At 47.0% G+C, this 23,945-nt stretch carries 13 protein-coding genes; all 13 read left to right on the top strand.

Features of this window, described 5'->3' with window-relative positions; translation table 11 throughout:
• Positions 1–274 precede the first annotated feature (274 nt).
• The 13 genes from DW036_RS01435 (at position 275) to DW036_RS01375 (ending at position 23,945) form a co-directional block, all read left to right on the top strand.
• Entirely contained in the window at positions 275–3,451 is a 3,177-nt protein-coding gene (locus tag DW036_RS01435; protein WP_233560211.1) for a SusC/RagA family TonB-linked outer membrane protein, read from the top strand.
• A gap of 33 nt (positions 3,452–3,484) precedes the next feature.
• Entirely contained in the window at positions 3,485–5,362 is a 1,878-nt protein-coding gene (locus DW036_RS01430) for a SusD/RagB family nutrient-binding outer membrane lipoprotein (RefSeq protein WP_118460721.1), read from the top strand.
• A 39-nt stretch (positions 5,363–5,401) separates the two neighbouring features.
• On the top strand, positions 5,402–6,253 hold the full coding sequence (locus DW036_RS01425; RefSeq protein ID WP_118460720.1) for a hypothetical protein: 852 nt from the start codon (positions 5,402–5,404) through the stop codon (positions 6,251–6,253).
• Between the two features lie 292 nt (positions 6,254–6,545).
• The gene (locus DW036_RS01420) at positions 6,546–7,712 is read left to right on the top strand and encodes an exo-beta-N-acetylmuramidase NamZ domain-containing protein (RefSeq protein WP_118460718.1); all 1,167 of its coding nucleotides are present in this window, start codon (positions 6,546–6,548) and stop codon (positions 7,710–7,712) included.
• A 41-nt stretch (positions 7,713–7,753) separates the two neighbouring features.
• A complete protein-coding gene (locus DW036_RS01415) occupies positions 7,754–9,202 on the top strand; it encodes a sodium:solute symporter (protein ID WP_118460716.1) in 1,449 nt (482 codons plus the stop codon).
• Between the two features lie 22 nt (positions 9,203–9,224).
• Positions 9,225–12,374, top strand: a complete 3,150-nt coding sequence (locus tag DW036_RS01410; RefSeq protein WP_118460714.1) for a xanthan lyase — start codon at positions 9,225–9,227, stop codon at positions 12,372–12,374.
• Positions 12,375–12,397: 23 nt separating this feature from the next.
• Positions 12,398–14,257 carry a PQQ-binding-like beta-propeller repeat protein gene (locus DW036_RS01405; RefSeq protein WP_118460713.1) on the top strand — a complete coding sequence of 620 codons (1,860 nt, stop codon included), beginning with the start codon at positions 12,398–12,400 and terminating at the stop codon, positions 14,255–14,257.
• 32 nt (positions 14,258–14,289) lie between these two features.
• Entirely contained in the window at positions 14,290–15,753 is a 1,464-nt protein-coding gene (locus DW036_RS01400) for a glycosyltransferase family A protein (protein WP_118460711.1), read from the top strand.
• 143 nt (positions 15,754–15,896) lie between these two features.
• Positions 15,897–16,829: a DUF4922 domain-containing protein gene (locus DW036_RS01395; RefSeq protein WP_118460709.1), complete on the top strand. Its 933-nt coding sequence runs from the start codon at positions 15,897–15,899 to the stop codon at positions 16,827–16,829.
• 6 nt (positions 16,830–16,835) lie between these two features.
• Positions 16,836–18,242, top strand: a complete 1,407-nt coding sequence (locus DW036_RS01390) for a SpoIID/LytB domain-containing protein (protein ID WP_118460707.1) — start codon at positions 16,836–16,838, stop codon at positions 18,240–18,242.
• A gap of 24 nt (positions 18,243–18,266) precedes the next feature.
• Positions 18,267–19,589, top strand: coding sequence for an MFS transporter (locus DW036_RS01385; protein WP_118460705.1), 1,323 nt, complete (start codon positions 18,267–18,269; stop codon positions 19,587–19,589).
• Positions 19,590–19,616: 27 nt separating this feature from the next.
• On the top strand, positions 19,617–20,852 hold the full coding sequence (locus DW036_RS01380) for an exo-beta-N-acetylmuramidase NamZ domain-containing protein (RefSeq protein ID WP_118460703.1): 1,236 nt from the start codon (positions 19,617–19,619) through the stop codon (positions 20,850–20,852).
• A 132-nt stretch (positions 20,853–20,984) separates the two neighbouring features.
• The gene (locus DW036_RS01375) at positions 20,985–23,945 is read left to right on the top strand and encodes an FAD-binding and (Fe-S)-binding domain-containing protein (protein WP_118461159.1); all 2,961 of its coding nucleotides are present in this window, start codon (positions 20,985–20,987) and stop codon (positions 23,943–23,945) included.

The following is a 23,945-nucleotide window of genomic DNA, read 5'->3' as shown; positions in this document are numbered from 1 at the left end:
TTATCAGCTATTACTATAGGTGATATTCAGGACCAACACGTTTTTTGCTCATCTTTATTACTACATATCTTTTAGCAATGTTCTCTTGGAACTTGGAGTATGCCTAAAAAGAATAAGAGAGATGAAATATAAGTTAAACCTGTAAATAGAGGAAATGCCTATGGAGAAGAAAATATATGATCAAAGGGAATAATCGTCGGTTATTCTTGAACTAACTATCCCTATTTTAATTTCAAAGAAAACATTTAATTACTATTAAAATCATCAATCTTTTATGAATGAAGATCGCAAAAAAAGAGGATTAACACACAGCAAATTCCTCACGGCAGTGGCTATTAGTTCACTGTTATTAAGTAGCGGTAATGTTATGGCTTCTGCAACAGTACCAAGTGCTGTTGCAGGAGTGACAGAGCAATCACAAGTTGTCACTGTTACGGGTTTGGTAGTGGACAGCACCGGAGAACCTATTATCGGTGTCAATGTTGTGGTAAAAGGCAGTACAAATAAAGGCACCATTACAGATGTTAACGGAAAATTCACATTATCTGTTTCACCGGGAGACAAGTTGAACATATCTTATATTGGATACAAAACAAAAACGGTAGAAATAGGGAAACAAAGATCGTTAACCATCACACTGGAAGAAGATGCCAATGTATTGGGCGAAGTAGAGATTACAGCAGAATTTGGTATGAAACGTGTGGCACGCTCCGTAGGTTCATCCGTACAGAACGTTAAGGCGGCCGATATCATTGAGTCCGGACGCGACAACTTCATTTCAGCACTGCAAGGACGTGTATCGGGCATGAACGTATCGTCCAGTGGTGGAGCACCAGGTTCTTCAACCACAGTCACACTGAGAAGCATCACTTCCATTTCGGGCAGCAACCAGCCGCTATATGTAGTGGACGGTATCCCCATGAACAACTCAACTTTCGACCCGACCGCATTTGCCGATGCCGGTGAAAGTTTCAGCAGCCGTAACTTGGACTTTGCATCACGCGGAAATGACTTCAACCCCGAGGACATAGAATCCATGACCGTACTGAAAGGCGCTGCCGCCGCCGCGCTTTACGGATCGGACGCTTCCAACGGTGCCATCATCATCACCACCAAGAAAGGGACTTCCGGCAAGGGACGGGTGACTTATAGCAACAGTTTCCGCTGGGACAAATCGTATGGTTACCCTGAAATGCAAGACAAATATGCACAGGGCGCATACGGCACCACCAACTATTACTATACCAACCGATACGGTGGGCTCTATCCGGAAGGAACAGCCCTATACGACAACATCGATGCCGTGCTGCAAACCGGATTCACCAGCAAGCACAACATTGCCGTGGAAGCAGGAAGCGAAAAATCAACGCTCCGTGCAGCCGCTTCTTTCCTCGACCAGACCGGTATCATAAAAACCACTGACTACGGTCGCACCAACCTTTCTCTATCGGGTAAAGCGGATATTACAAAGTGGCTGAAGTTTGAGGCTTCCATGCAGTATACTTCCACTACCAACACAAAGGCATTGCGTGGAACATCCGGCCCGCTATATCTGGCCATGAGATGGCCCATGGTGGATAATATGGCAAACTATCTCGACACAGACCAGTCGCACATGCGCCTGCCGGACTACTATACCGACACGGACTTACTGAATCCTCTCTTCGGACTTTACAGAAACAAATATTATGATGAGTCCGACCGCTTTCTCTCCAATGCCGCTATCACCATCAATCCCATCAAGCAGGTATTTATCCGTGCACAAGTGGGTTGGGACGTGGGCACCCAGACATTTGAGACTTCAAACCATCCTTATTACTCGAACAATAATGCAGGTTCCGGTTCCTACAACCTGTCAAAGTCCAACTTCTCCGACCCTACCCTCAACATCCTGGCAGGGTATAACAACGAATTCTTCAACAAGAAAATGACTTTCAATGCCCAAGTCGGTTATCACCAGATAGAAAATGGCGTCACCCGCCTGTCCACTTATGGTTCGAACTTTGCAGTCCCCGACTTCCAGTCCATCAATAACTGCGATGCCACCACCATCAGTGCTAAGAAGCGCACTACCAAGCGCCGTGTACAGGCCATCTCCGCACAAGCCGAGTTTGGTTACAACAACATGGCATTCCTTACGCTGCGTGCCCGTAACGACTGGTCGTCTACCCTGCCCAAGGAGAACAACTCTTACTTCTATCCGGCAGCAGAACTGGCATTCGTGGCCACAGAACTCCCATTCCTGAAAGACAATAAAGCCATCAGCTACCTGAAACTCCGAGGCTCCATAGCACAGGTCGGCAAAGATGCAGGACCACTGGAGATTGACCCGGAGCTGGAACCGACCGGAATGCAGGGAGGAGGTTACAATTACGGCTATACCGGCCCCAACAAGAACCTGAAACCTGAAATGACGACCTCCTGGGAAGCAGGATTTGAAGGCCGCTTCCTCAACGACCGCATAGTGGCAGACTTTACATACTTCCATACACACTGTGCCGACCAAATCGTAAAGGGCTTCCGACTGAGCTATGCCACCGGATTCATCCTGAACAACATGAATGTAGGCACATTCAACACCTGGGGTTGGGAAGCACACATCGACGGAGACATCATCAACCGGAACGGACTGCGCTGGAATGTAGGAGTCAATTTATCGCAAACTGACTCGGAAGTCGTATATCTGCCCGAAAACGTGAGTGAATACTACAATGCCTATACGTGGAACTCAGGAAACATCAGAAATGGCATCATGGTGGGTAACCCTGTTACGACCCTTACCGGACGTGCCTATACACGCAACGAAAACGGCGACATCCTCATTGACCCCACCACCGGACTTCCGCTGGTCGACGAGACCTGGAGCGTCATCGGCAACCGTGAGCCGAAACTGCGCTATGGACTTACCACTGCCTTGACGTGGAAAGGATTCCGCCTCTCCGCTATGTTTGCCGGCCGCTACAAAGCAACCGTAGTGAACGGCACGAAACGCTCCATGATGACCACCGGCACCAGCTGGGAATCCGTGAAACTGCGCGAAAGCGGCCCGGTCGTATTCAACGGCGTACTGAAGGATGGAAACGAAAACAGTGCCAATCCCACTAAAAATACGATAGCTGTGGATTACAAGACCTATGGAAGTTCCATTTATGGTGGAGGCGATGAGGACTGGCTTGAGAAAGACGTCAATTATCTGCGTCTGCAAGAGCTGCGCTTGTCTTACACAGTACCCGGCAAGTATCTGAAGAGAATGTTCAGCGGCCTAATCAGCAATGCTAATATTTATCTGTGCGGCAATGATCTCTGTACATGGACCAACTACTCGGGCATCGATGCAGTGGGCAACACCGTATCGGCCGCAGCAGGCGGCACCGGTGGAGAAGGATACGATGTATGGTCGCTTCCTAACCCGCGCAGCATATCATTCGGCATCAGCCTGACTTTCAACTAAACAATCCGGTTATCAAACTAAAGTATACAAATTATGAAGAAACTTTCAATCATAGCAATACTGGCAACAGTGCTGTCGTTCAACACTAGTTGCGACGACTATCTGGATGTCAACAACAATGTGGATGCTCCCGACTATATAGAAGGATATCTGTATCTGTCCGGTATCATCCAGAATTACCAGAGTATCTACTACGACATACGTGCCGTAGGACCGTTGACACAGATGATGGGAACCAGCTCCTATACAAATTTCGCCAACAACTATTATACCAGTGGCTCCGATGCAGGCGGTGAACTTTGGCGGATGGTATACTGGCTGCAAGGCATGAATCTGGAGAACCTCATCAACCAGTCCGTTGCCAATGAAGAATGGAGACTGGCCGGCATAGGCCTTGCCATCAAAGCGTTCAGTTGGGACAAGCTCACAAAATATCATGGGGAACTTCCCATGAAAGAAGCCTTTACCCCCGACCAGCTTTCTCACCACTATGACAGCCAAGAGGATATTTATGCACAAGTAAGGGAATGGGCATACAAGGCCATTGAATACCTTGAACGGGAAGATATCCATAGCTATGGCTCCAAAATCAGTAGCAACGACTGGATTTACAAAGGAGACAAAGACAAATGGATTAAGTTTGCCTATTCTGTCATCGTGCGCAATCTGGCTTCCCTCTCCAACAAGAGTGACTTTGTGAACAAATATGCCCTGGAACTGATAGAATGTGCCGGAAAAGCTTTCCAAAGCCCGGCAGATGATGCTACCGTATCCGTGGAAGGAAAAGGGGAAAGTTCGGCAGAATCTACGTACAACAATTTCTGGGGAACTTACAGAGGCAACTTGTCACGCTCTTATTTTCAGCACGAATATGCCGTGCAGGTAATGACGGGCAGCATACCCAAGTACGATGAAACAACGGGCGAGAAATACCGTGTAGAGAACCAAGACTATTATCCGTATGAACTGGCAGAAGGACAGATTGTCTGCGATACACTGAAAGACGTTGCAGGCCACTATGACCCACGTATGGCCGTGAAATTGGCCACCACCGATAACGCCGACTACGAGGACATCAACGATGCAGACAGTGTGAAATCCTACCACTACTACGGAAGTACCTTTACCAGCACAAGCGGTCCTATTGGAACCACGCCCTCCTTCTACGGACGAAATGCCACTTCACAGTATCAGGGAGACGTAAACGACGGAAAGGGCAAATGGATTTACCGTGATGACGCCCCTTACATCCTGATGACTTATGCGGAAATAAAATTCTGCGCAGCGGAAACATACTACAAAATGGGAGAGAAGACCTTCGCATTACAAGCTTTCAAAGAAGGCGTGAAAGCTGACTTGGAATTCACGGCAACCTATATCTATCCAGGCACACCGGGACAAACCTCCGGAGGAGATAAGATTACAAAAGAGTTATTCAGCGCTCTGGCCAGCGAATATGCCAACGGTCCTTATGTAGAAGGAATGACGGCGGATGAACTGACCTTGTCGCACATCATGATGCAGAAATGGGTAGCCCTATATCCTTGGGGAGCACATGAAGCTTGGGTAGACATGCGCAAATACCACTATGACATCCAATATAGTGGAGAGTACCCCAAACTGGGTAACGGATGGTCCGAAACAATGGTTGACCAGAAATGGGACACTGACGACTCCAAAGTCTATAAAGGATTCTATCTGGCACCGGCACAAGTGCAGGGACGCAAGGGACAATACAACACCCGCAATTACGGTTCACCTTGTTTCAGAGTACGTCCGCGTTATAACTCGGAATACATGTGGAATGTTCCCTCACTCGAATCGTTGACACCAATCAGCGGAACGGCAGACAATTACCAATGCTCCATCCCTTGGTTCGCATTCCCCGGAGAAATGCCCGAAAACTTATAAACATCAGTATGAATAACAATCATTAATAGTACTACAATTATGAAGATAACAAAATTTATAGGTCTATGCTTGATTGCAGTGAGTGCGGTTTCGTGTGAAAAACATGAAATAGAGTATATGACCACTCCAATAAGCAATGATATGGCAGAAATCCAGCTGCACTATTTCGTTCCCGTAACCGCTACTGCTACAAACAACATTTACAAGATGGAAATCGGTAGGCAAGAATACGTGAACAACGGTGCCGCTGTCGTCAGCACATATAATGCTGTACCCTCGGGCAGCGTGGGACGTTTCTACACAACAGCAGCCGGAGATGTCAACATCAAACTGTACAAAGGAACCGACCTTGAACTGGTCTATGACAAGAACGCGAAACTTACTTCCGGTAAGCAGAACGTGTTTGTCTACGACTTTGACAAAGACCCCATCGTATTCGACAACGGATACCCTTACGAAACCAATACTACAATGGACACAGACAGCACCTGCTGGGTAAAGTTCTACAATTTTCTCTACGAAAAGGAAGGAGAATACAGCACTCTGAAGCTGCAATACCAGTATCAGTACACCACCAAAGAAGGCAGCAAAAGCGAGTGGAAAAATATAGGTTCTCCTATAGCTTTCGGTGAAAGCACTGGTTGGCAGCCCATCACAGTAATAAAGAGTATATTCAACTCCAGCGGCTATGCCCGCATCGACTATAAAATAAAAGTACAAGATGAGAACGGTGAATACACCCAGGACTTGCAAGTATGGAACTCAAACGGCAAGTACGTATCATATTCCGACTATTGGAATGGTTACATCGGACGCCGCTACCATCATATTCTGAAGGGGATGCGTTCGGCCAAGCCAATCAGTTCGGTAAGCCAGTTCACAGCACTATAAATACGCTCGTGATTTCACTTCGCAAAGGGGTGAGAGCTGTATTGGCTCTCACCCCTTTTATATTACTAATCTAATTAAATGATCATTAATTTAATGGCCATTTAATTTATGCAAAGATAAGAGGTAAAGGGTAATAAGCAAATAAACACTTCCTCCATATAAATTAAGGTGAGCAACCTGTTATTTGCAAATTAATAATTATAATACTAAAAATAATAAAATAAGTGTTTTTGATATTAAAATAAAGTCTATCTTTGTTGCTACGAACATCCTCCTTAACAATAATACTATTATGAAGAAACTTCTGCTACTGACTCTTTTATTGTGCAGTGCCTTCTTGTGTCAAGCGCAAAAAGATCGAATCATTTTGGGTGACGAACAGACTTCCGAGTATTTTCCCATCCTAAAAGATAAGAAAATCGCTATATTCTCCAATCATACAGGAATGATAGGAGACAAACATTTATTGGATGTCCTTTTGGAAAATAAGTTCAATGTAGTTGCCATTTTTTCACCGGAACATGGATTCCGTGGAAATGCAGATGCAGGTGAACACGTATCCAGTTCAGTAGACTCAAAAACGGGTGTACCTATACTTTCACTTTATGAAGGCAAAGATAAGAAGCCAAGTAAGGCCTCAATGCAAAAGTTCGATATTTTAATAATAGATATACAAGATGTAGGGCTACGATTCTATACCTATTATATAACAATGTGCAGGCTAATGGATGTTTGTGCAGAATATAATAAAAAAGTCTTATTGTTAGACCGCCCCAATCCAAACGGACACTATGTAGACGGTCCTATTCTGGATATGAAATATAAATCAGGTGTGGGATGGTTGCCGATTCCTATTGTACACGGAATGACATTAGGGGAACTTGCATTAATGATTAATGGAGAAGGCTGGTTACCCGATTCACGCAAATGTGATTTAGCTGTTATCAAGTGTAAGAACTATACACACCAGACAAGGTATCAGTTGCCAATTCCTCCATCTCCTAATCTGCCAAATATGAAGTCGATATATTTATATCCGTCCACTTGTTTCTTTGAAGCAACACCTGTCAGCCTAGGCAGAGGGACTTCACTGCCATTTCAGGTGTATGGACACCCCAATATGACCGGATATAATTATAGCTTCACTCCAAGAAGCATTCCCGGAGCAAAGAATCCGCCTCAGTTGAATAAACTATGCTATGGAGTAGATCTGAGCAATATGAGTGATGAGGAAATCTGGAAGCGAGGAATAGATTTAACCTATGTCATTGACGCCTACCGTAACTTGAATCTTGATGACCATTTCTTCCGTCCGTTCTTTGAGCTGTTAGTGGGAAGAGATTATGTACGAAAAATGATTAAAGAAGGAAAAAGTGCTGATGAAATTAAAGCCATGTGGAAAGGTGATGTTGAAAAGTTCAAGACACAACGTAAACCATATCTGCTTTATGAAGAGTAAGTTTATTACCGATATAAATCATTCAATCGTAAATTAATAGTATGAGCCCGATATCCGTTATTATCACCATTGCCGCTTATTTTGTGATATTGTTCACTATATCCTATATAGCTGGCAGAAAAGCCGACAATGCAGGTTTCTTCGTCGGTAACCGTAAATCGGCCTGGCATGTTGTGGCATTTGCCATGATTGGGTCCAGCATCTCCGGAGTGACGTATGTATCAGTGCCGGGCATGGTAGCTGCCAGTAGTTTCGGTTACTTGCAAATGGTATTGGGATTTGTTGCGGGGCAACTAATCATTGCATTCGTATTGACGCCACTGTTCTACCGGATGAACCTGGTATCCATCTATGAATATCTGGAAAACCGTTTTGGTATGTCTTCCTACCGGACAGGCGCATGGTTCTTCTTCATTTCTAAGATGCTGGGAGCTGCAGTACGTTTGTTTCTCGTATGCTTGACACTGCAACTGCTGGTATTCGAACCGTTTGGATTACCTTTCATTTTGAATGTAGCTATTACCGTAGCATTAGTATGGCTCTATACTTTCCGGGGTGGAGTAAAATCCCTGATCTGGACAGATTCACTCAAAACATTCTGTCTGGTGGTATCCGTAGTTCTCTGCATCAGTTATATTGCTTCCGATCTCAATCTGTCGCTCAGTAGTATGATCAGCACCATTGCAGATAGTGACATGTCACGTATCTTCTTCTTTGACGATGTAAACAGTAAACAGTATTTCTTCAAACAATTCTTTGCCGGGGCATTCACAATGATTGCCATGACAGGACTGGATCAGGACATGATGCAACGTAACCTCAGCTGCAAGAACTTCAAAGATTCACAGAAAAACATGATTACGAGTGTTATATCACAGTTCTTCGTAATTCTGTTGTTCCTGATGCTGGGGGTATTGCTTTACATCTTTGCTGGTAACCAGGGCATTCAGGTAGAAAAGAGCGATGAACTCTTCCCATTGATAGCCACCGGTAACTACTTTCCTGCAATTGTAGGCATCTTGTTTATCATCGGACTTATTTCTTCAGCTTATTCCGCTGCCGGATCAGCACTGACAGCTTTAACAACTTCTTTTACAGTGGATATCCTCGGGACAAAAGGCAGGACAGAAGAAAAAATCGTAAAGATACGCAAGCAGGTACATATTGGTATGGCTGTAATTATGGGTATCACGATATTCGTATTCAACCTATTGAATAACACAAGTGTAATCGATGCCGTATATATACTGGCAAGTTACACATACGGTCCCATTCTCGGATTATTCGCATTCGGTATATTCATGAAACAACAGGTTCGCGATAAATATATCCCATTGGTAGCTATCCTCTCCCCTATCCTTTGCTTTATCCTGCAAAAGAATTCGGAAGCCTGGTTCAATGGGTATCAGTTCAGCTACGAACTGTTGATATTCAACGCTTTGTTCACGTTTATCGGACTCTGCCTGTTGATCAGAAAAGATAAGAACTAATAATTAACTTAATACATCATCCATGAATGTAAGACTTCATTTTTTGTTCACTTTGCTCACCGCCTCCCTGATCCCCCAGACGGGAGGCGCGCAAGAGCTTCCAACGGATGTCCGCCAGGAAATCGGTAAGTTTCTGGACGCAACCGCACGGAAAGAGGTTTCCGTAGGACGCATCCGGATTGACTCTGTCGCCACTGAAGGAAATACGTTGCAATTATTCGCTAACATGAACTGTGCATATATTCCTTTCCGAGAAGATAATGTGACAGAGATTTATCAAGGTGTGCAGGCACTGCTTCCGGCAGAGTTTTCAAAATACAACCTGCAAATCCGCACGAATAAGCGTAGCATCGAAGAATTAATACCCCAGGCCCTACGCAGCAAAAAGGATAAAAAAGCCAAAACATTCAATCCTGCCGGAACAAAACCTTTAGTAACGGCCCTTTCTACCCCCTATACCCCTACAAATGGCCTAAAGAACCGTCACATTGCCTTGTGGCAGAGTCACGGCTTCTATTATGAGCCCAAACTGACACGCTGGGAATGGCAACGCGCCCGCATCTTCCAGACGGTGGAGGATTTATATACGCAAAGTTATGTACTGCCTTTCCTGGTTCCCATGTTGGAGAATGCAGGAGCTAATGTGCTGATGCCCCGTGAACGGGATAGCCAAATAGCAGAAGTTGTTGTAGACAATGACGGTTGCCTTCACTCCCGTTCCGTTTATACAGAAAAGATAGGCGATAAGAACTGGATGCAAGGTACTGGTGAAGGTTTCGCCCATCTGCGCGATCAATATATCAATTTTGAGAACCCATTCCGTGAAGGAACCTTTCGCACTGTTGAGACGGTGAAAGGTAAGAAGGAGAGAGAAAGTACAGCCGAATGGATTCCTGAACTTCCGTCAACCGGACAGTATGCCGTTTATGTATCCTATAAATCATTGCCAAACAGTACGGATGATGCCCTTTACACTGTTTATCACAAAGGAGGAGTCTCCCAATTCAAAGTGAACCAACAGATGGGTGGCGGCACCTGGATTTATCTGGGTACATTTGGTTTTGATGCCGGAAAAAGCGATGCCGGAAAAGTTGTTTTAAGCAATCGTTCTGATAAAGCCGGACGTATCGTTACCGCTGATGCCGTAAAAATCGGAGGTGGTATGGGAAATATGGCACGCCGTATCTCTGATGCAGGTGCCACAGAGAATATTAAAAGTTCGGACGGCAATGCTGCCATAGTGCATAAAGAAATGCCGAAGATAGATTACTCGTATGAGATAAGCGGTTATCCCCGTTTCTGCGAGGCAGCACGCTACTGGCTTCAATGGGCAGGTATTCCGGACAGTGTCTATTCCGACAGTCAGGGTAAGAATGACTATACGGACGATTACAAATGTCGTGGTATCTGGGTGAATTACCTTGCCGGTGGTTCTACGGTTAACCCGACAGAACAAGGACTGAATATCCCGGTAGATATGGCTTTCGCCTTCCATTCAGATGCAGGAACTACGCTAAACGATTCTATCATCGGAACACTGGGTATCTACTATACCAACGTTTACAATGAAGAATACGCTAACGGAGCATCCCGCTATCTGGCACACGACATGACAGACCTGATTCAGTCAAATATAGTACGGGATATCCGCAGCCTATACGAACCGGATTGGACACGCCGCGGTATGTGGAACCAATCCTACTACGAAGCACGTGTGCCCCGTGTCCCCACTATGTTGCTGGAATTACTTTCTCACCAGAACTTTGCAGACATGCGTTATGGTTTAGATCCACGCTTCCGTTTTACGGTAAGCCGTGCAATCTATAAAGGTATGCTGCAATTCATTTGCTCGCAATACCACATGGACTATATCGTTCAGCCGTTGCCTGTCGACAATATGGCATTGAAAATGGTAGGCGAGAATGAAATAGAACTGACCTGGCAACCCGTAGCCGACCCACTGGAGCCAACGGCAAATGCTGAAAAATATATCGTTTATACCCGTATCGGAGATGGCGATTTCGATAATGGCGTATTGGTAGATAAGAATACCTATCGCACTGCCCTCCCTGCCGGCATGGTATGCAGTTATAAAGTAACTGCCGTCAACAAGGGCGGAGAAAGTTTCCCGTCCGAAATACTCTCTGCAGGACGTGCGTTTAACAGTTATAAGCGATTAGCGATGAGTGATAAGCAGACAAACGCTAATCACTCATCACTAAACGCTAATCACTCAGATATCGTGCTGATAGTAAACGGCTTCGACCGCATCAGTGCTCCGGCAGATTTTGTTGCACCTGCTCCCGGAGATACTTTACTTGCCGGTTTCTTAGATGAACTGGACCACGGCGTACCTTATCTGAAAGATATCAGCTACATTGGTAAGATGAAAGAATACCGCCGTTCCATTCCATGGATGGACGACGATGCTTCCGGCTTTGGCGACAGCTATGGTAATTACGAAGATAAAGTAATCGCCGGAAACACATTCGATTATCCCGCTATTCATGGAGCCGCCATTTTGAAAGCCGGATATTCTTTCATATCTTGCAGCGATGAAAGTGTGGAAAATAAAACAATGAACCTGAACGACTATAAGTATGTAGACCTGATATTAGGTAAAGAATGTCAGACTAAAATGGGACGTGGCGGTATAAAGCCGTTAGAGTTCAAAACATTCAGCCAACCTATGCAGGAAGCTATCACCGCATATTGCGGACAAGGCGGAAACATCTTCGTCTCGGGTGCCTATGTAGGAACCGACCTTTGGGACAATCGCCTTGCCCCGGTTCAGGAGTCCGATAAGAAATTTGCAACAGAAGTCCTGAAATATAAATGGCGCGTGGGGCAGGCAGCTACAGAGGGTAAGGTGAAATGTGTAGCTTCACCGTTCCCCGCCCTTTCAGGCAACTATACATACCATAATGAACTGAATGCAGACAGCTATGTGGTAGAATCACCGGATGCCATCGAACCGGCAACAAAAGATGCATACACCGTAATGCGCTATTCGGAAAACAACCTGAGCGCCGGAATTGCTTACAAAGGCGACTACAAAACCTGCATACTGGGCTTCCCGTTCGAAGCATTGCGCACTGCCTCTGAAAGAGAAGCGTTGATGAATGCCATCCTGACATTCTTCAGTGAAAAAACTAATTCATTCAAGCAATAATATACTAAAATCAATCATCATCTATGAAGCGAAGACTTTTAATAATGTTCCTGTTGGGCTGCCTGCTACCGTTCGCGATACAGGCACAACATGGCACATTCCGTTTTGCGCAAATAACGGACATCCATTTCAGCCCTAACAATCCCAACCCGACGGAAGACTTACTACGTTCCGTCGCGCAAATAAATGCGACAGACAGTATCGACTTTGTTTTGGTTACGGGCGATATCACCGAAGAGGGCGACCGTGCCACCATGCTGAAAGTAAAAGAGACATTGGATTTACTGAAAGCAAAGTATTACATGATTCTCGGTAACCATGAAACCAAATGGAGCGACTCCGGCTGTACTGCCTTCGGTGAGATTTTCGGCGGCGAACGCTTTGAATTCGAGCATAAAGGCATCCTGTTTCTGGGTTTCAATTCCGGACCGTTAATGCGTATGGCTTACGGACATGTTGTTCCGCAGGACATCCGCTGGATGACGGAAGAGATGGATAAGTTTGGAAAAGACAAGCCGGTTATACTCGTTACACACTACCCGTTACTGGATGGAGATGTGGATAACTGGTATGAAGTAACAGACGCAGTACGCCCCTATAACATTCGTTTGTTCATCGGCGGGCACTATCACCGTAACCGGGATTTGCGTTATGATGGCATTCCGGGTATCCTGATGCGCAGTAACCTGCGTGATAAAGATAGAAAGCCGGGATATGGCATCTATGATATAACCAAAGATTCTATCCTTGTCTACACTCAGCGCATCGGAGAACCGAAAAAGCAATGGGCTGCTTTCTCACTGACCCAACCCTATTATGACCGCAATGGAAAGGCAGAGAAATACCCAGACTTTTCAGTCAACACAGAATACCCGAATGTGAAAGAACAGTGGGTAGTGCAAACCGGTGCAGGTATCTATTGTTCGCCTGCAGTAGAAAAAGACAAAGTGTTCGTGGGAGACGATATGGGTTACCTGACTTGCTATGCCTTGAAGAATGGAAAGAAACTGTGGAATTTCCAATCCGGTAAGCGCATTGTAGGCACTCCGGCTACGGCAGATGGTGTAGTCGTATTCGGTTCTGCCGACCGTAACATCTACGGTCTGAACAGCAAGGACGGGAAACTACTGTGGACTGTAAAAGCAAAAGACCCGGTACTGGGTGCGGTAACCATTGAAAATGGAATTGCCTACATTGGTGCCAGCGATTCTACTTTCCGTGCTATTGATATCCATACAGGTAAAGTGATCTGGGCATATACCGGTGTGAAAGGATACATTGAAACCAAACCACTGGTAACAGCCAACAAAGTGATCTTCGGTGCCTGGGACAATACCCTCTATGCATTGAATAAAGCAGACGGTAAGGTATTATGGAAGTGGACAGGCGGTTTAACGCGCATGCACTTCTCACCCGCAGCCGTATGGCCGGTAGCCGCAGAAGGCAAAGTATTTATCACCGATCCGCAGCGAGCCATGACAGCTATCAATATAGAAAACGGAGAAACAGTGTGGCGCACTTTCCAGTCTATGGTACGTGAAACGATTGGCCTGTCGGAAGACGGAACGCGCGTATTCAGTAAGACCATGAACGACAGTATTGTCTGCTATGCCACACAGGGAGATCAACCCCGCGAATTATGGGCAAGCAATGTCGGCTTCGGATACGAACATGCACCCTCCATGCAAGTGGAAAAGGGAGGTGTCATGTTCGGCAGTACCAAGGAAGGACTGATTTTTGCTTTGGAAGCCCAAACCGGTAAAGTATTGTGGAAACATAAGATAGGTAACTCGCTGATCAGTACCGTAGTGCCGCTGAACGGGCGACAGGTATTGTTCACAGCTACCAGTGGTGAAGTGGGACTGCTACGAGTTAAGAATTAAAGAATTAATAATTAAAAGCAATATAGGACATTATGAATAAAATCAATTGCTTCGTTCCTTTTTCGGGAGCTGCACAAGCGGAAAAGACAGTAAAAGGCCTGCAAGAAACCGGCTTAGTGAATAACATTTATCTGCTCACCCTGCCAGACGTTACAGAAAACCTGCCCGGATGCAGTACCCTGCACATGCAATCTATCCAGTCCAGTACCGCCATGAGGGATATTGCCGGACATAGCGATGCAGAATACACACTGATCTATACGAAATATACGACGCTCGAACTGGGTTTATTCGCCCTGGAGCGTATGATACACATTGCTGAAGACAGCGGTGCAGGTATGGTATATGCTGACCGCTACCAGGTAAAGGAAGGCAAGCAAACCAATGCCCCGGTGATCGATTATCAATTCGGCTCATTGCGCGATGATTTCGACTTCGGTTCCGTACTGTTATTCCGTACGGATGCATTCAAGGAAGCCGCTGCCCGCATGAATGAAGACGAGTATAAATTTGCCGGGCTTTATGACCTTCGTCTGAAAGTAAGCCAAAAAGAAAGTTTGGTACACATCAATGAGTATCTGTACAGTGAAATCGAAGACGATACCCGCAAGAGTGGTGAAAAGATATTCGATTACGTGGATCCCAGAAACCGTGACCGCCAGATTGAAATGGAACAGGCTTGTACCGAGCATCTGAAAGAAATCGGCGGCTATCTGGTACCTGAATTCAAACAAATAGAATTCTCAGCAGGCAACTTCGAATATGAAGCTTCGGTTATCATCCCCGTACGCAATCGTATCCGCACCATCCGCGATGCCATTCATTCGGTATTGAAGCAGAAGACCGACTTTAAGTTCAACCTGATTATCATCGACAACCACTCTACGGACGGGACCACAGAAGCTATTGACGAATTCAAGAACGACGAACGCCTCATCCACATCATCCCCGAACGCTATGACCTGGGCATCGGCGGTTGCTGGAACATGGGTGTGCATCATCCCAAATGTGGTAAGTTCGCCGTGCAACTGGACAGCGACGATGTATACAAGGATGAAAATACACTGACTACTATGGTTCGCGCTTTCTATGAACAGAATTGCGCCATGGTGGTAGGCACCTATATGATGACGGACTTCAATATGAATATGATTGCTCCGGGTATTATCGACCACAAAGAATGGACACCCGAAAACGGACGCAACAATGCACTCCGCATCAATGGTCTGGGTGCTCCGCGTGCTTTCTATACTCCGGTGCTGCGTGAAGTGAAAGTTCCGAATACCAGCTATGGTGAAGACTATGCACTGGGATTGAACTTCTCCCGCCAATACCAGATCGGCCGTGTGTATGATGTAGTTTACCTGTGCCGCCGCTGGGACGACAACTCGGACGCTTCGCTGGATATTGTGAAAATGAATAGTCATAATCTATATAAAGACCGCATCCGTACCTGGGAACTACAGGCACGTGTGGCTATGAACAAGAAAGGATAAATACCTAGTGTGTTCCGTACTTATACCACACAAGTGTTTCTCAAATGAAATGCTTGTGTGCCACAAATGTAACACAAGTGTCCCTCAAATGAAACACAAGCGTTACGCAACACATTAATAAGTAACCAGTTACAGCAATTAATATGAACCAAACCATAAACAATCTGCTTACCGAGCAACTTGCCTCTTGGGAAACGGCTCGTAACAACTACGCCGCCCTTTCGGGTGTGCAGGTGAAGGAGCTCGATGTAAACGGTATTCCGTATAAGGTACAATTCAATCCTGCACGTATCGTTTCTTCGGGAGCTAAAGTAGATGCCCAGTCCATCAAGGAACGCAAATGTTTTCTCTGCCCAGCCAATTTACCGCCGGTGCAGAAAGGAATTCCGTTCGAAGGACATTATAATATCCTGGTCAATCCGTTCCCTATCTTTCCCCGCCACCTGACGATACCGGAAGTGGCACACGTGGACCAGCGCATAGCCGTCCGTTTCAAGGATATGCTGGCATTGGCACAGGCGTTGACGGATTACACGATATTCTATAATGGTCCCAAGTGCGGTGCATCCGCCCCCGACCATGCTCACTTCCAGGCAGGCAACAAAGGCTTCATGCCTATTGAAAAGGACTGGCGCAGACAGGTAGCAGGCAAAGTGGCAGATTACGGTGAAGCTACCCTCTGGTACTTGAATGATGCTCCCCGTGCAACATTGGTCATCGAAGCAGCCAATAAGAAACATGCTGCCGCCCTGTTCGATATCATTTACCACTCACTGGACATCAAACCGGGAGATGACGAACCAATGATGAATGTATTGGCATGGTACGAAGATGAGAAATGGATCGTATGCGTATTTCCACGTGAGAAGCACCGTCCGGCTTGCTATACAGCCGAAGGAGATGCCAATTTATTGAGCAGTCCTGCATCTGTAGACCTCGGCGGAGTGTTTATCACACCGGTCGAAAAAGACTTTCTCAAGATCACAGCCGAAGATATAGCCCAGATCCTGAGTGAGGTATCGCTTTCTGCCAAAGACTTCCATCGGGTGCGTCAGCGTATTAAAGAACAAATATAAACGATTATGAAAGAGCCCAAAGTACACGTAGGCATATTGTTCGAGCCGCAAATAGAGTTTATCCTGCTGAATCCATACCGCATCAACGGCATGGAAATCAGTGGTAAGCAGGTTGTGACCTACAACGAAGGCAGGATACTGTGGAACGGACGCCTTTATGACGAGCTTCTATTTGAACCTGTAAACGAAGCCACCGACGCTTTCGAGCTGCTCGATGTCACCATCGGCATCAACTTCCACTGGGAGCGCAAAGAAGACCAGCGTTTCCTGGGTTCTCTGAAGATTATTGTGGAGAACAAGAAGCTGACAGGCATCAACGTCATTCACGTAGAAGATTACCTGACCAGCGTAATCTCCAGTGAAATGAGCGCAACAGCTTCGTTAGAGTTGTTGGAGGCACATGCAGTAATTTCACGAAGCTGGCTTTTGGCTCAGATTCATAAGAACAAGGAGATTACGGAAACCCAGACTGAGTATTCCGCTTTCACCCAAACAGATGAAGAGTTAATCCGTTGGTACGACCGTGAAGACCACACCCGTTTCGACGTCTGTGCAGACGACCATTGTCAGCGTTACCAAGGCATTACCCGTGCCTCCACTGAAATCGTAAAGCAAGCCATCGCTGCCACCCGCGGACAAGTATTGACGTCTGACGGTAAGATATGCGATGCCCGATTCTCTAAATGCTGCGGCGGTGCATTCGAAGAATTCCAGTATTGCTGGGAAGATGTGAAGTATCCCTATCTCACCAAACAGCGCGACTGGAGTAAGTCAACTACGAGCTACAAGCTACCAGCTACAAATGCTATGCAGAATGACAGCGCAGCACCCGTAGCTGGTAGCTCGTCGCTCGTAGCTGATTCCCCCCTTCCCGACCTGACCCAGGAAGCCAAAGCGGAGCATTGGATACGCACCTCCCCGGAAGCTTTCTGCAACACCACAGACAAGAAAGTCCTCTCACAGGTATTGAATAACTACGACCAGGAAACCACCGACTTCTATCGCTGGAAAGTAGTTTACACCCAGGAAGAACTTTCCGCACTGATCCTGAAACGCTCCGGCATCGATTACGGGCAAATCATTGATCTTGTTCCTATCGCCCGTGGAACTTCAGGTCGCCTCTGGAAACTGAAAATCGTAGGAACCAAGAAGACGCTCACCATCGGTAAAGAGCTGGAAATACGTCGCACGCTGTCTACTTCCCATCTGTACAGTTCCGCATTCGTAGTAGATAAGGAAGATATCTCTCCCGAAGGCATCCCCGCCCGTTTCATCCTCACCGGAGCCGGCTGGGGACACGGTGTAGGACTATGCCAGATCGGTGCTGCCGTTATGGGCGAACAAGGCTATAAGTATGACGCGATATTGCTGCACTATTACATAGGTGCAAGTATCGAGAAGCTATATGAATAATTTAACAAAACAATAAACAATATCATGAACAGTACAAAAAGCATATCACCGTGGGCATGGGTACCTACCTTATACTTTGCACAAGGCATCCCCTACTTCATAGTCAACAACATCTCGGTACTGATGTTTGCCAAGATGGGTGTTCCCAATGGAGAGATGGCTTTGTTTACGAGTCTGCTGTATCTCCCCTGGACCATCAAGCCCTTCTGGAGCCCATTCATCGACATCATCAAGACCAAACGATGGTGGATCATCTCTATGCAAATCCTGATGTCGATAGCATTCATTTTGTTAACACTGTCCATTCCGAAACCGGATGAAGCAACAATAGCTGCCGGAACAACTCCCATCAGCATGTTCACCATCACACTGATTCTCTTCATCATTACAGCATTTGCTTCGGCCACACATGATATTGCCGCCGATGGCTTCTACATGCTGGCATTAAAGCAAAGCGACCAAGCCGCATTCGTCGGTATCCGAAGTACCTTCTACCGCCTTGCATCCATCTTCGGACAAGGAGTACTCGTAGCCATTGCCGGTGCCATTGAACTGAGGTACAAAGACATTCCACTGTCGTGGACCATCACAATGCTGGTTACAGCCGTCATGTTCAGTTTGGTAACTTTCTATCACCTCTTTGCAATACCCAAGCCTACCTCCGACAAGTCTGTACTGACACCGGGAACAGCCAATGCAAAAGCCATATTCCAAGAGTTCGGGCGCACGTTTGCCACTTACTTCACCAAACCTGGAGTATGGTTGGCCATCGCGTTCATGCTGCTTTATCGTCTGCCCGAAGCATTCCTCATCAAGATGTGTATGCCTTTCCTAGTAGCTTCTAAAGAGGCAGGAGGCCTGGAACTTTCCACAGCAGAAGTAGGCATTGTATATGGCACTATCGGAGTGATATTCCTCACAGTAGGTGGTATCCTGGGCGGATTATTCGCATCGCGCATCGGACTGAAGAAATCCATTTGGTGGATGGCAGCGTGCATGACGCTCCCTTGTCTGACTTTTGTCTATCTCGCCATCGGACAACCCGATAATCTGTTTGCCATTTCAACGGCCATTGCCATCGAGCAGTTCGGCTACGGATTTGGATTCACAGCCTATATGCTTTATATGATGTACTTCTCCGAAGGAGAGTTCAAGACGTCGCACTACGCCATCTGTACCGCTTTCATGGCACTGAGCATGATGATTCCAGGCATGTTTGCAGGTTACCTTCAGGAAGCAGTCGGCTATGTCAACTTCTTCTGGATCGTAATACTCTGCTGTGCCGCCACTATTGTGGTCACGGTGTTTGCCGACAGGAAGATTGACCCAACATACGGAAAGAAGTGATTAACAATTAATAATAAGTAACTAGTTATGAAGAAGATAATTACAATATCCTTGTTCTGCCTCCTTTTCGGAAGCGTGGTGCAGGCACAAAAGATAAGAATAAAAACAGGTATCGAAGTCCTGAAAGACCAGAATTTCAAGTGCCTGGAAGGCAAACGCGTAGGTCTGATTACCAACCCCACCGGAGTAGATAATCAGATGAAATCCACCATTGACATTCTACATGAAGCACCGAACGTAAATCTGGTTGCCCTCTTCGGTCCGGAGCACGGGGTTCGTGGCGACGTACATGCCGGCGACCACGTGACGGACATCAAAGATGCCACCACCGGATTGCCCGTATATTCCCTTTACGGCAAAACCCGCAAGGCTACGCCGGAGATGTTGAAAGACATTGACGTATTGGTCTACGATATCCAAGACATCGGTTGCCGCTCATTCACCTATATCAGTACAATGGGACTGGCTATGGAAGCAGCAGCCGAAAACAGTAAAGAATTTATCGTATTGGATCGCCCCAACCCGGTAGGCGGACTCAAGATAGAAGGCAACCTGGTAGAAGATGATTGCATTTCTTTTGTCAGTCAGTTCAAGATTCCGTACCTTTACGGGCTGACTTGCGGTGAACTGGCATTGATGCTGAACGGAGAGAAAATGATGGCAGCACAATGCAACCTGCATGTTGTGAAGATGAAAGGCTGGAAACGCAAGATGGACTATGTACAGACGGGGTTGCAATGGGTACCCTCTTCTCCGCATATTCCCCATCCGCACTCGGCTATATTCTATCCGGTAAGCGGTATTCTGGGTGAACTGGGATACATGTCCATCGGGGTAGGCTATACGATACCGTTCCAGATGTTCGCCGCACAGTGGGTAGAAGCAGAAAAACTGGCGGGAAACCTGAACGCATTGAATGTGCCGGGTGTTGTATTCAGACCGATGTATCTGAAACCTTTCTACTCCGTGGGCAAGGGTGAATTGCTGCAAGGCGTACAGGTACACATCATGGATGTACAGAAAGCCCCGCTGAGCGACATCCAGTTCCTGGTGATGCAGGAGATCGCAGCGCTCTATCCTGACCGTGCCGTATTTGAGCATGCCGACAAGGGACGTTTTCGTATGTTCGACATGGTAAGCGGCTCGGAAGAGATACGCAAGCGGTTCTCACAGCGTAACCGCTGGGAAGACGTGCGAGACTATTGGTATAAGGATGTTGAAGACTTCCGACGGTTGTCGAAGAAATACTACCTGTACAAGTAGGGAACAATAAACGCTTCTTACACCGAAAAGAGCCATTAAGGAACCGGGATGTCATAAGGGGTGACGAGTGCTTGTCATCACAGGCAGGTGAAAGAAGAAAAGAATGATAAGGAAAAGAAAGGCGAAAGCACTATGGTAAAAAGTAGCTACACTTCGTTTTTGCAGGAAATAAGGGGACTTATTCCGCAAGATAGGATATACACCGACGAACTGCGCCGGTTAGCATGGGGAACAGATGCGGGTTTCTACCGCCTTATTCCACAAATCGTGATTCGTTCCAACAGCGAAGAGGAAATTTCCGACCTGTTGAAACTTGCCGACCGTTACGGTCTGCCAGTAACGTTTCGTGCCGCAGGAACCAGTTTGTCGGGACAAGCCATCAGTGACTCTATCCTGATAGTAGCCGGAAAACATTGGGAGAAGTACAGCATTTCTCCCGATCATGAACAGATTACCTTGCAACCGGGCATCATCGGTCAGCGGGTCAACGAGATTCTCGCCCCCTACGGACGTAAGTTTGCTCCGGACCCGGCAAGCGTGAAAAGTGCCATGGTAGGCGGCATCGTCATGAACAACGCCTCGGGTATGAATTGCGGTACACACGCCAATAGTGACAAGGTACTTCTCTCCGCCCGCATCGTATTGGCGGACGGCACCGTGCTAGACACAGGGGACGACATTTCGCGTGCTTCCTTCGAAGCCACCCACCCCGATTTCTACAATCGCATCTGCGAATTGCGTGACCAGATACGTGCCAATAAAGAACTCGCTGCACGCATCCGCTACAAATACTCCATCAAGAACGTAACCGGACTGAACCTTCTGCCATTCGTCCGTTTCGATGACCCGTTTGATATTATTGCCCACCTGATGGTAGGCTCGGAAGGCACGCTTGCATTCCTTTCCCAAATTACCATGCGCACAGAGTACGACTATCCGTACAAGGCTAGCGCCATGCTCTATTTTACCAGCATCAAGGATGCTTGCCGGGCGGTGGTGGCGATGAAAGAACTCTCAAATGATAGTACTTCCGCATCAGAAGCAGACAGAAAGATAGTAAAAGGCGCCGAACTGCTGGACTACAAGAGTCTCTCTTCGGTAGAAGACCCTGTCTACTTAAAGTATAAGCAAGAAGTTGCCGATGCCTCCGGCCTTACAGCCGTGCTGACCGAGACCAAAGCCCGCACCCGCGAGGAACTGGAACAGAACATCTCAGCAATCGAGGAATGTCTGAAAACTTTCAGCACCTACATCCCCGTGCACTTCACCGACCGGCCGGAAGAATATTCCAAGTATTGGGCTATTCGCTCAGGCATATTCCCATCCGTAGGCGGTACACGCCAACCCGGCACTACCTGCCTCATCGAGGACGTAGCCTTCCACATCGAAGACCTGCCCGAAGCCACTGCCGACCTGCAACAGCTCATCGCCCGCCACGGCTACGATGATGCCTGCATCTACGGTCATGCCTTGGAAGGCAACTACCACTTTATCCTGAACCAGTCTTTCAGTACCGACGCCGAAGTAAAGCGCTACGAGGACCTGATGAATGACGTAAAGACTCTGGTAGTCGATAAATACGACGGTTCGCTGAAAGCAGAACATGGCACTGGACGTAACATGGCCCCCTTCGTGAAATATGAATGGGGAGAGGCAGCTTTTGAAGCCATGAAGGCAGTCAAGCAGTTGTTCGACCCGAAAGGGCTGCTCAATCCGGGAGTTATCTTCAATGATGACCCACAATGTCACATCAAGAACTTCAAACCGTTACCGTTGATTCCTATCGACGAAGCCAGTCCTGCCGAAAAAGTAAACAAGTGCATCGAATGTGGCTTCTGCGAAGTGAACTGCCTGTCGTGCGGCTTTACCCTTTCTTCGCGCCAACGCATTGTATTGCAACGGGAAATATCACGTCTGAAACAAAGCGGCACAGACCAGGAACGTCTGTCTTTACTCGAAAAACAATACCGCTACCCGGGCAATCAAACTTGCGCAGGAGACGGACTGTGCTCCATGTCCTGCCCGATGAATATCAATACAGGCGACCTGACCCACATCATCCGCCAGGAATCACTGCCGAAAGGTAGCCTCGGATATAAAGCAGGAGATTTCGTAGCCAATCACTTCGCCGGTGTCAAGAGCGCCCTGCGCCCCGTTTTATCATTAGCCAATTTCGGACACTCCGTATTGGGAACCAAAGCCATGAGCAGCATTACGAAAGGGATGCACAATGTATTGGGCGTGCCTTTGTGGACGCCTGCCATGCCAAAGAGCTATAAAGCTACAAGCTACAAGCTACAAGCTACGAGTAGCATGCGGCATGATAGCGCAGCACTCGTAGCTCGTAGCCCGTCACTCGTAGCTGATAAAGTAGTTTATTTCCCCAGCTGCATCAACCAAACCATGGGGCTCCCGAAAAAATCCCCTGTGGAGCAACCTTTGGTAAATAAGATGATCTCCCTCCTACAAAAAGGCGGTTACGAAGTCATCTTCCCCAAGAACATGGATAAGCTCTGCTGCGGCACCATTTGGGAAAGTAAAGGTATGCTCGACATTGCCGACCGCAAAGCCACTGAACTCGAAGCCGCCCTTTGGGAAGCCAGCGAGCAAGGCAAATACCCAGTTCTCTGTGATCAAAGCCCCTGCCTGCACCGCATGCGCGAAACCATTCAGAAGATGAAACTCTACGAACCTGCAGAATTCATCTACACCTTCCTGCGAGACAAACTAGTCTTCACGCAGACCGACCGCCCCGTAGCTGTACACATCACCTGCTCCATGCGCAAAATGGGTCTGGCAGATACAATTATCTCCCTGGCAAAACTCTGTTCTACGCATGTCTTCGTACCCGAAGAAGTAGGCTGCTGTGGTTTTGCCGGAGACCGTGGATTCACCTATCCCGAACTGAATTCCTATGCCTTGCGCAAACTCCGTCCGCAGATAGAAGCATCGGGTATCACTATCGGCTACTCAAACAGTCGTACTTGCGAAATAGGACTGACTACCAACTCAGGTATCCCCTACGTCTCTATCGCCTATCTCGTAGACCAATGCACAAAGAGCGTGAAAGCCGAAACAACTGATAACTTATAA

It is taken from the genome of Bacteroides sp. AF39-11AC (assembly GCF_003474285.1).
Lineage (GTDB): Bacteria > Bacteroidota > Bacteroidia > Bacteroidales > Bacteroidaceae > Bacteroides.
This window is presented reverse-complemented; position numbering and strand designations above follow the sequence as displayed.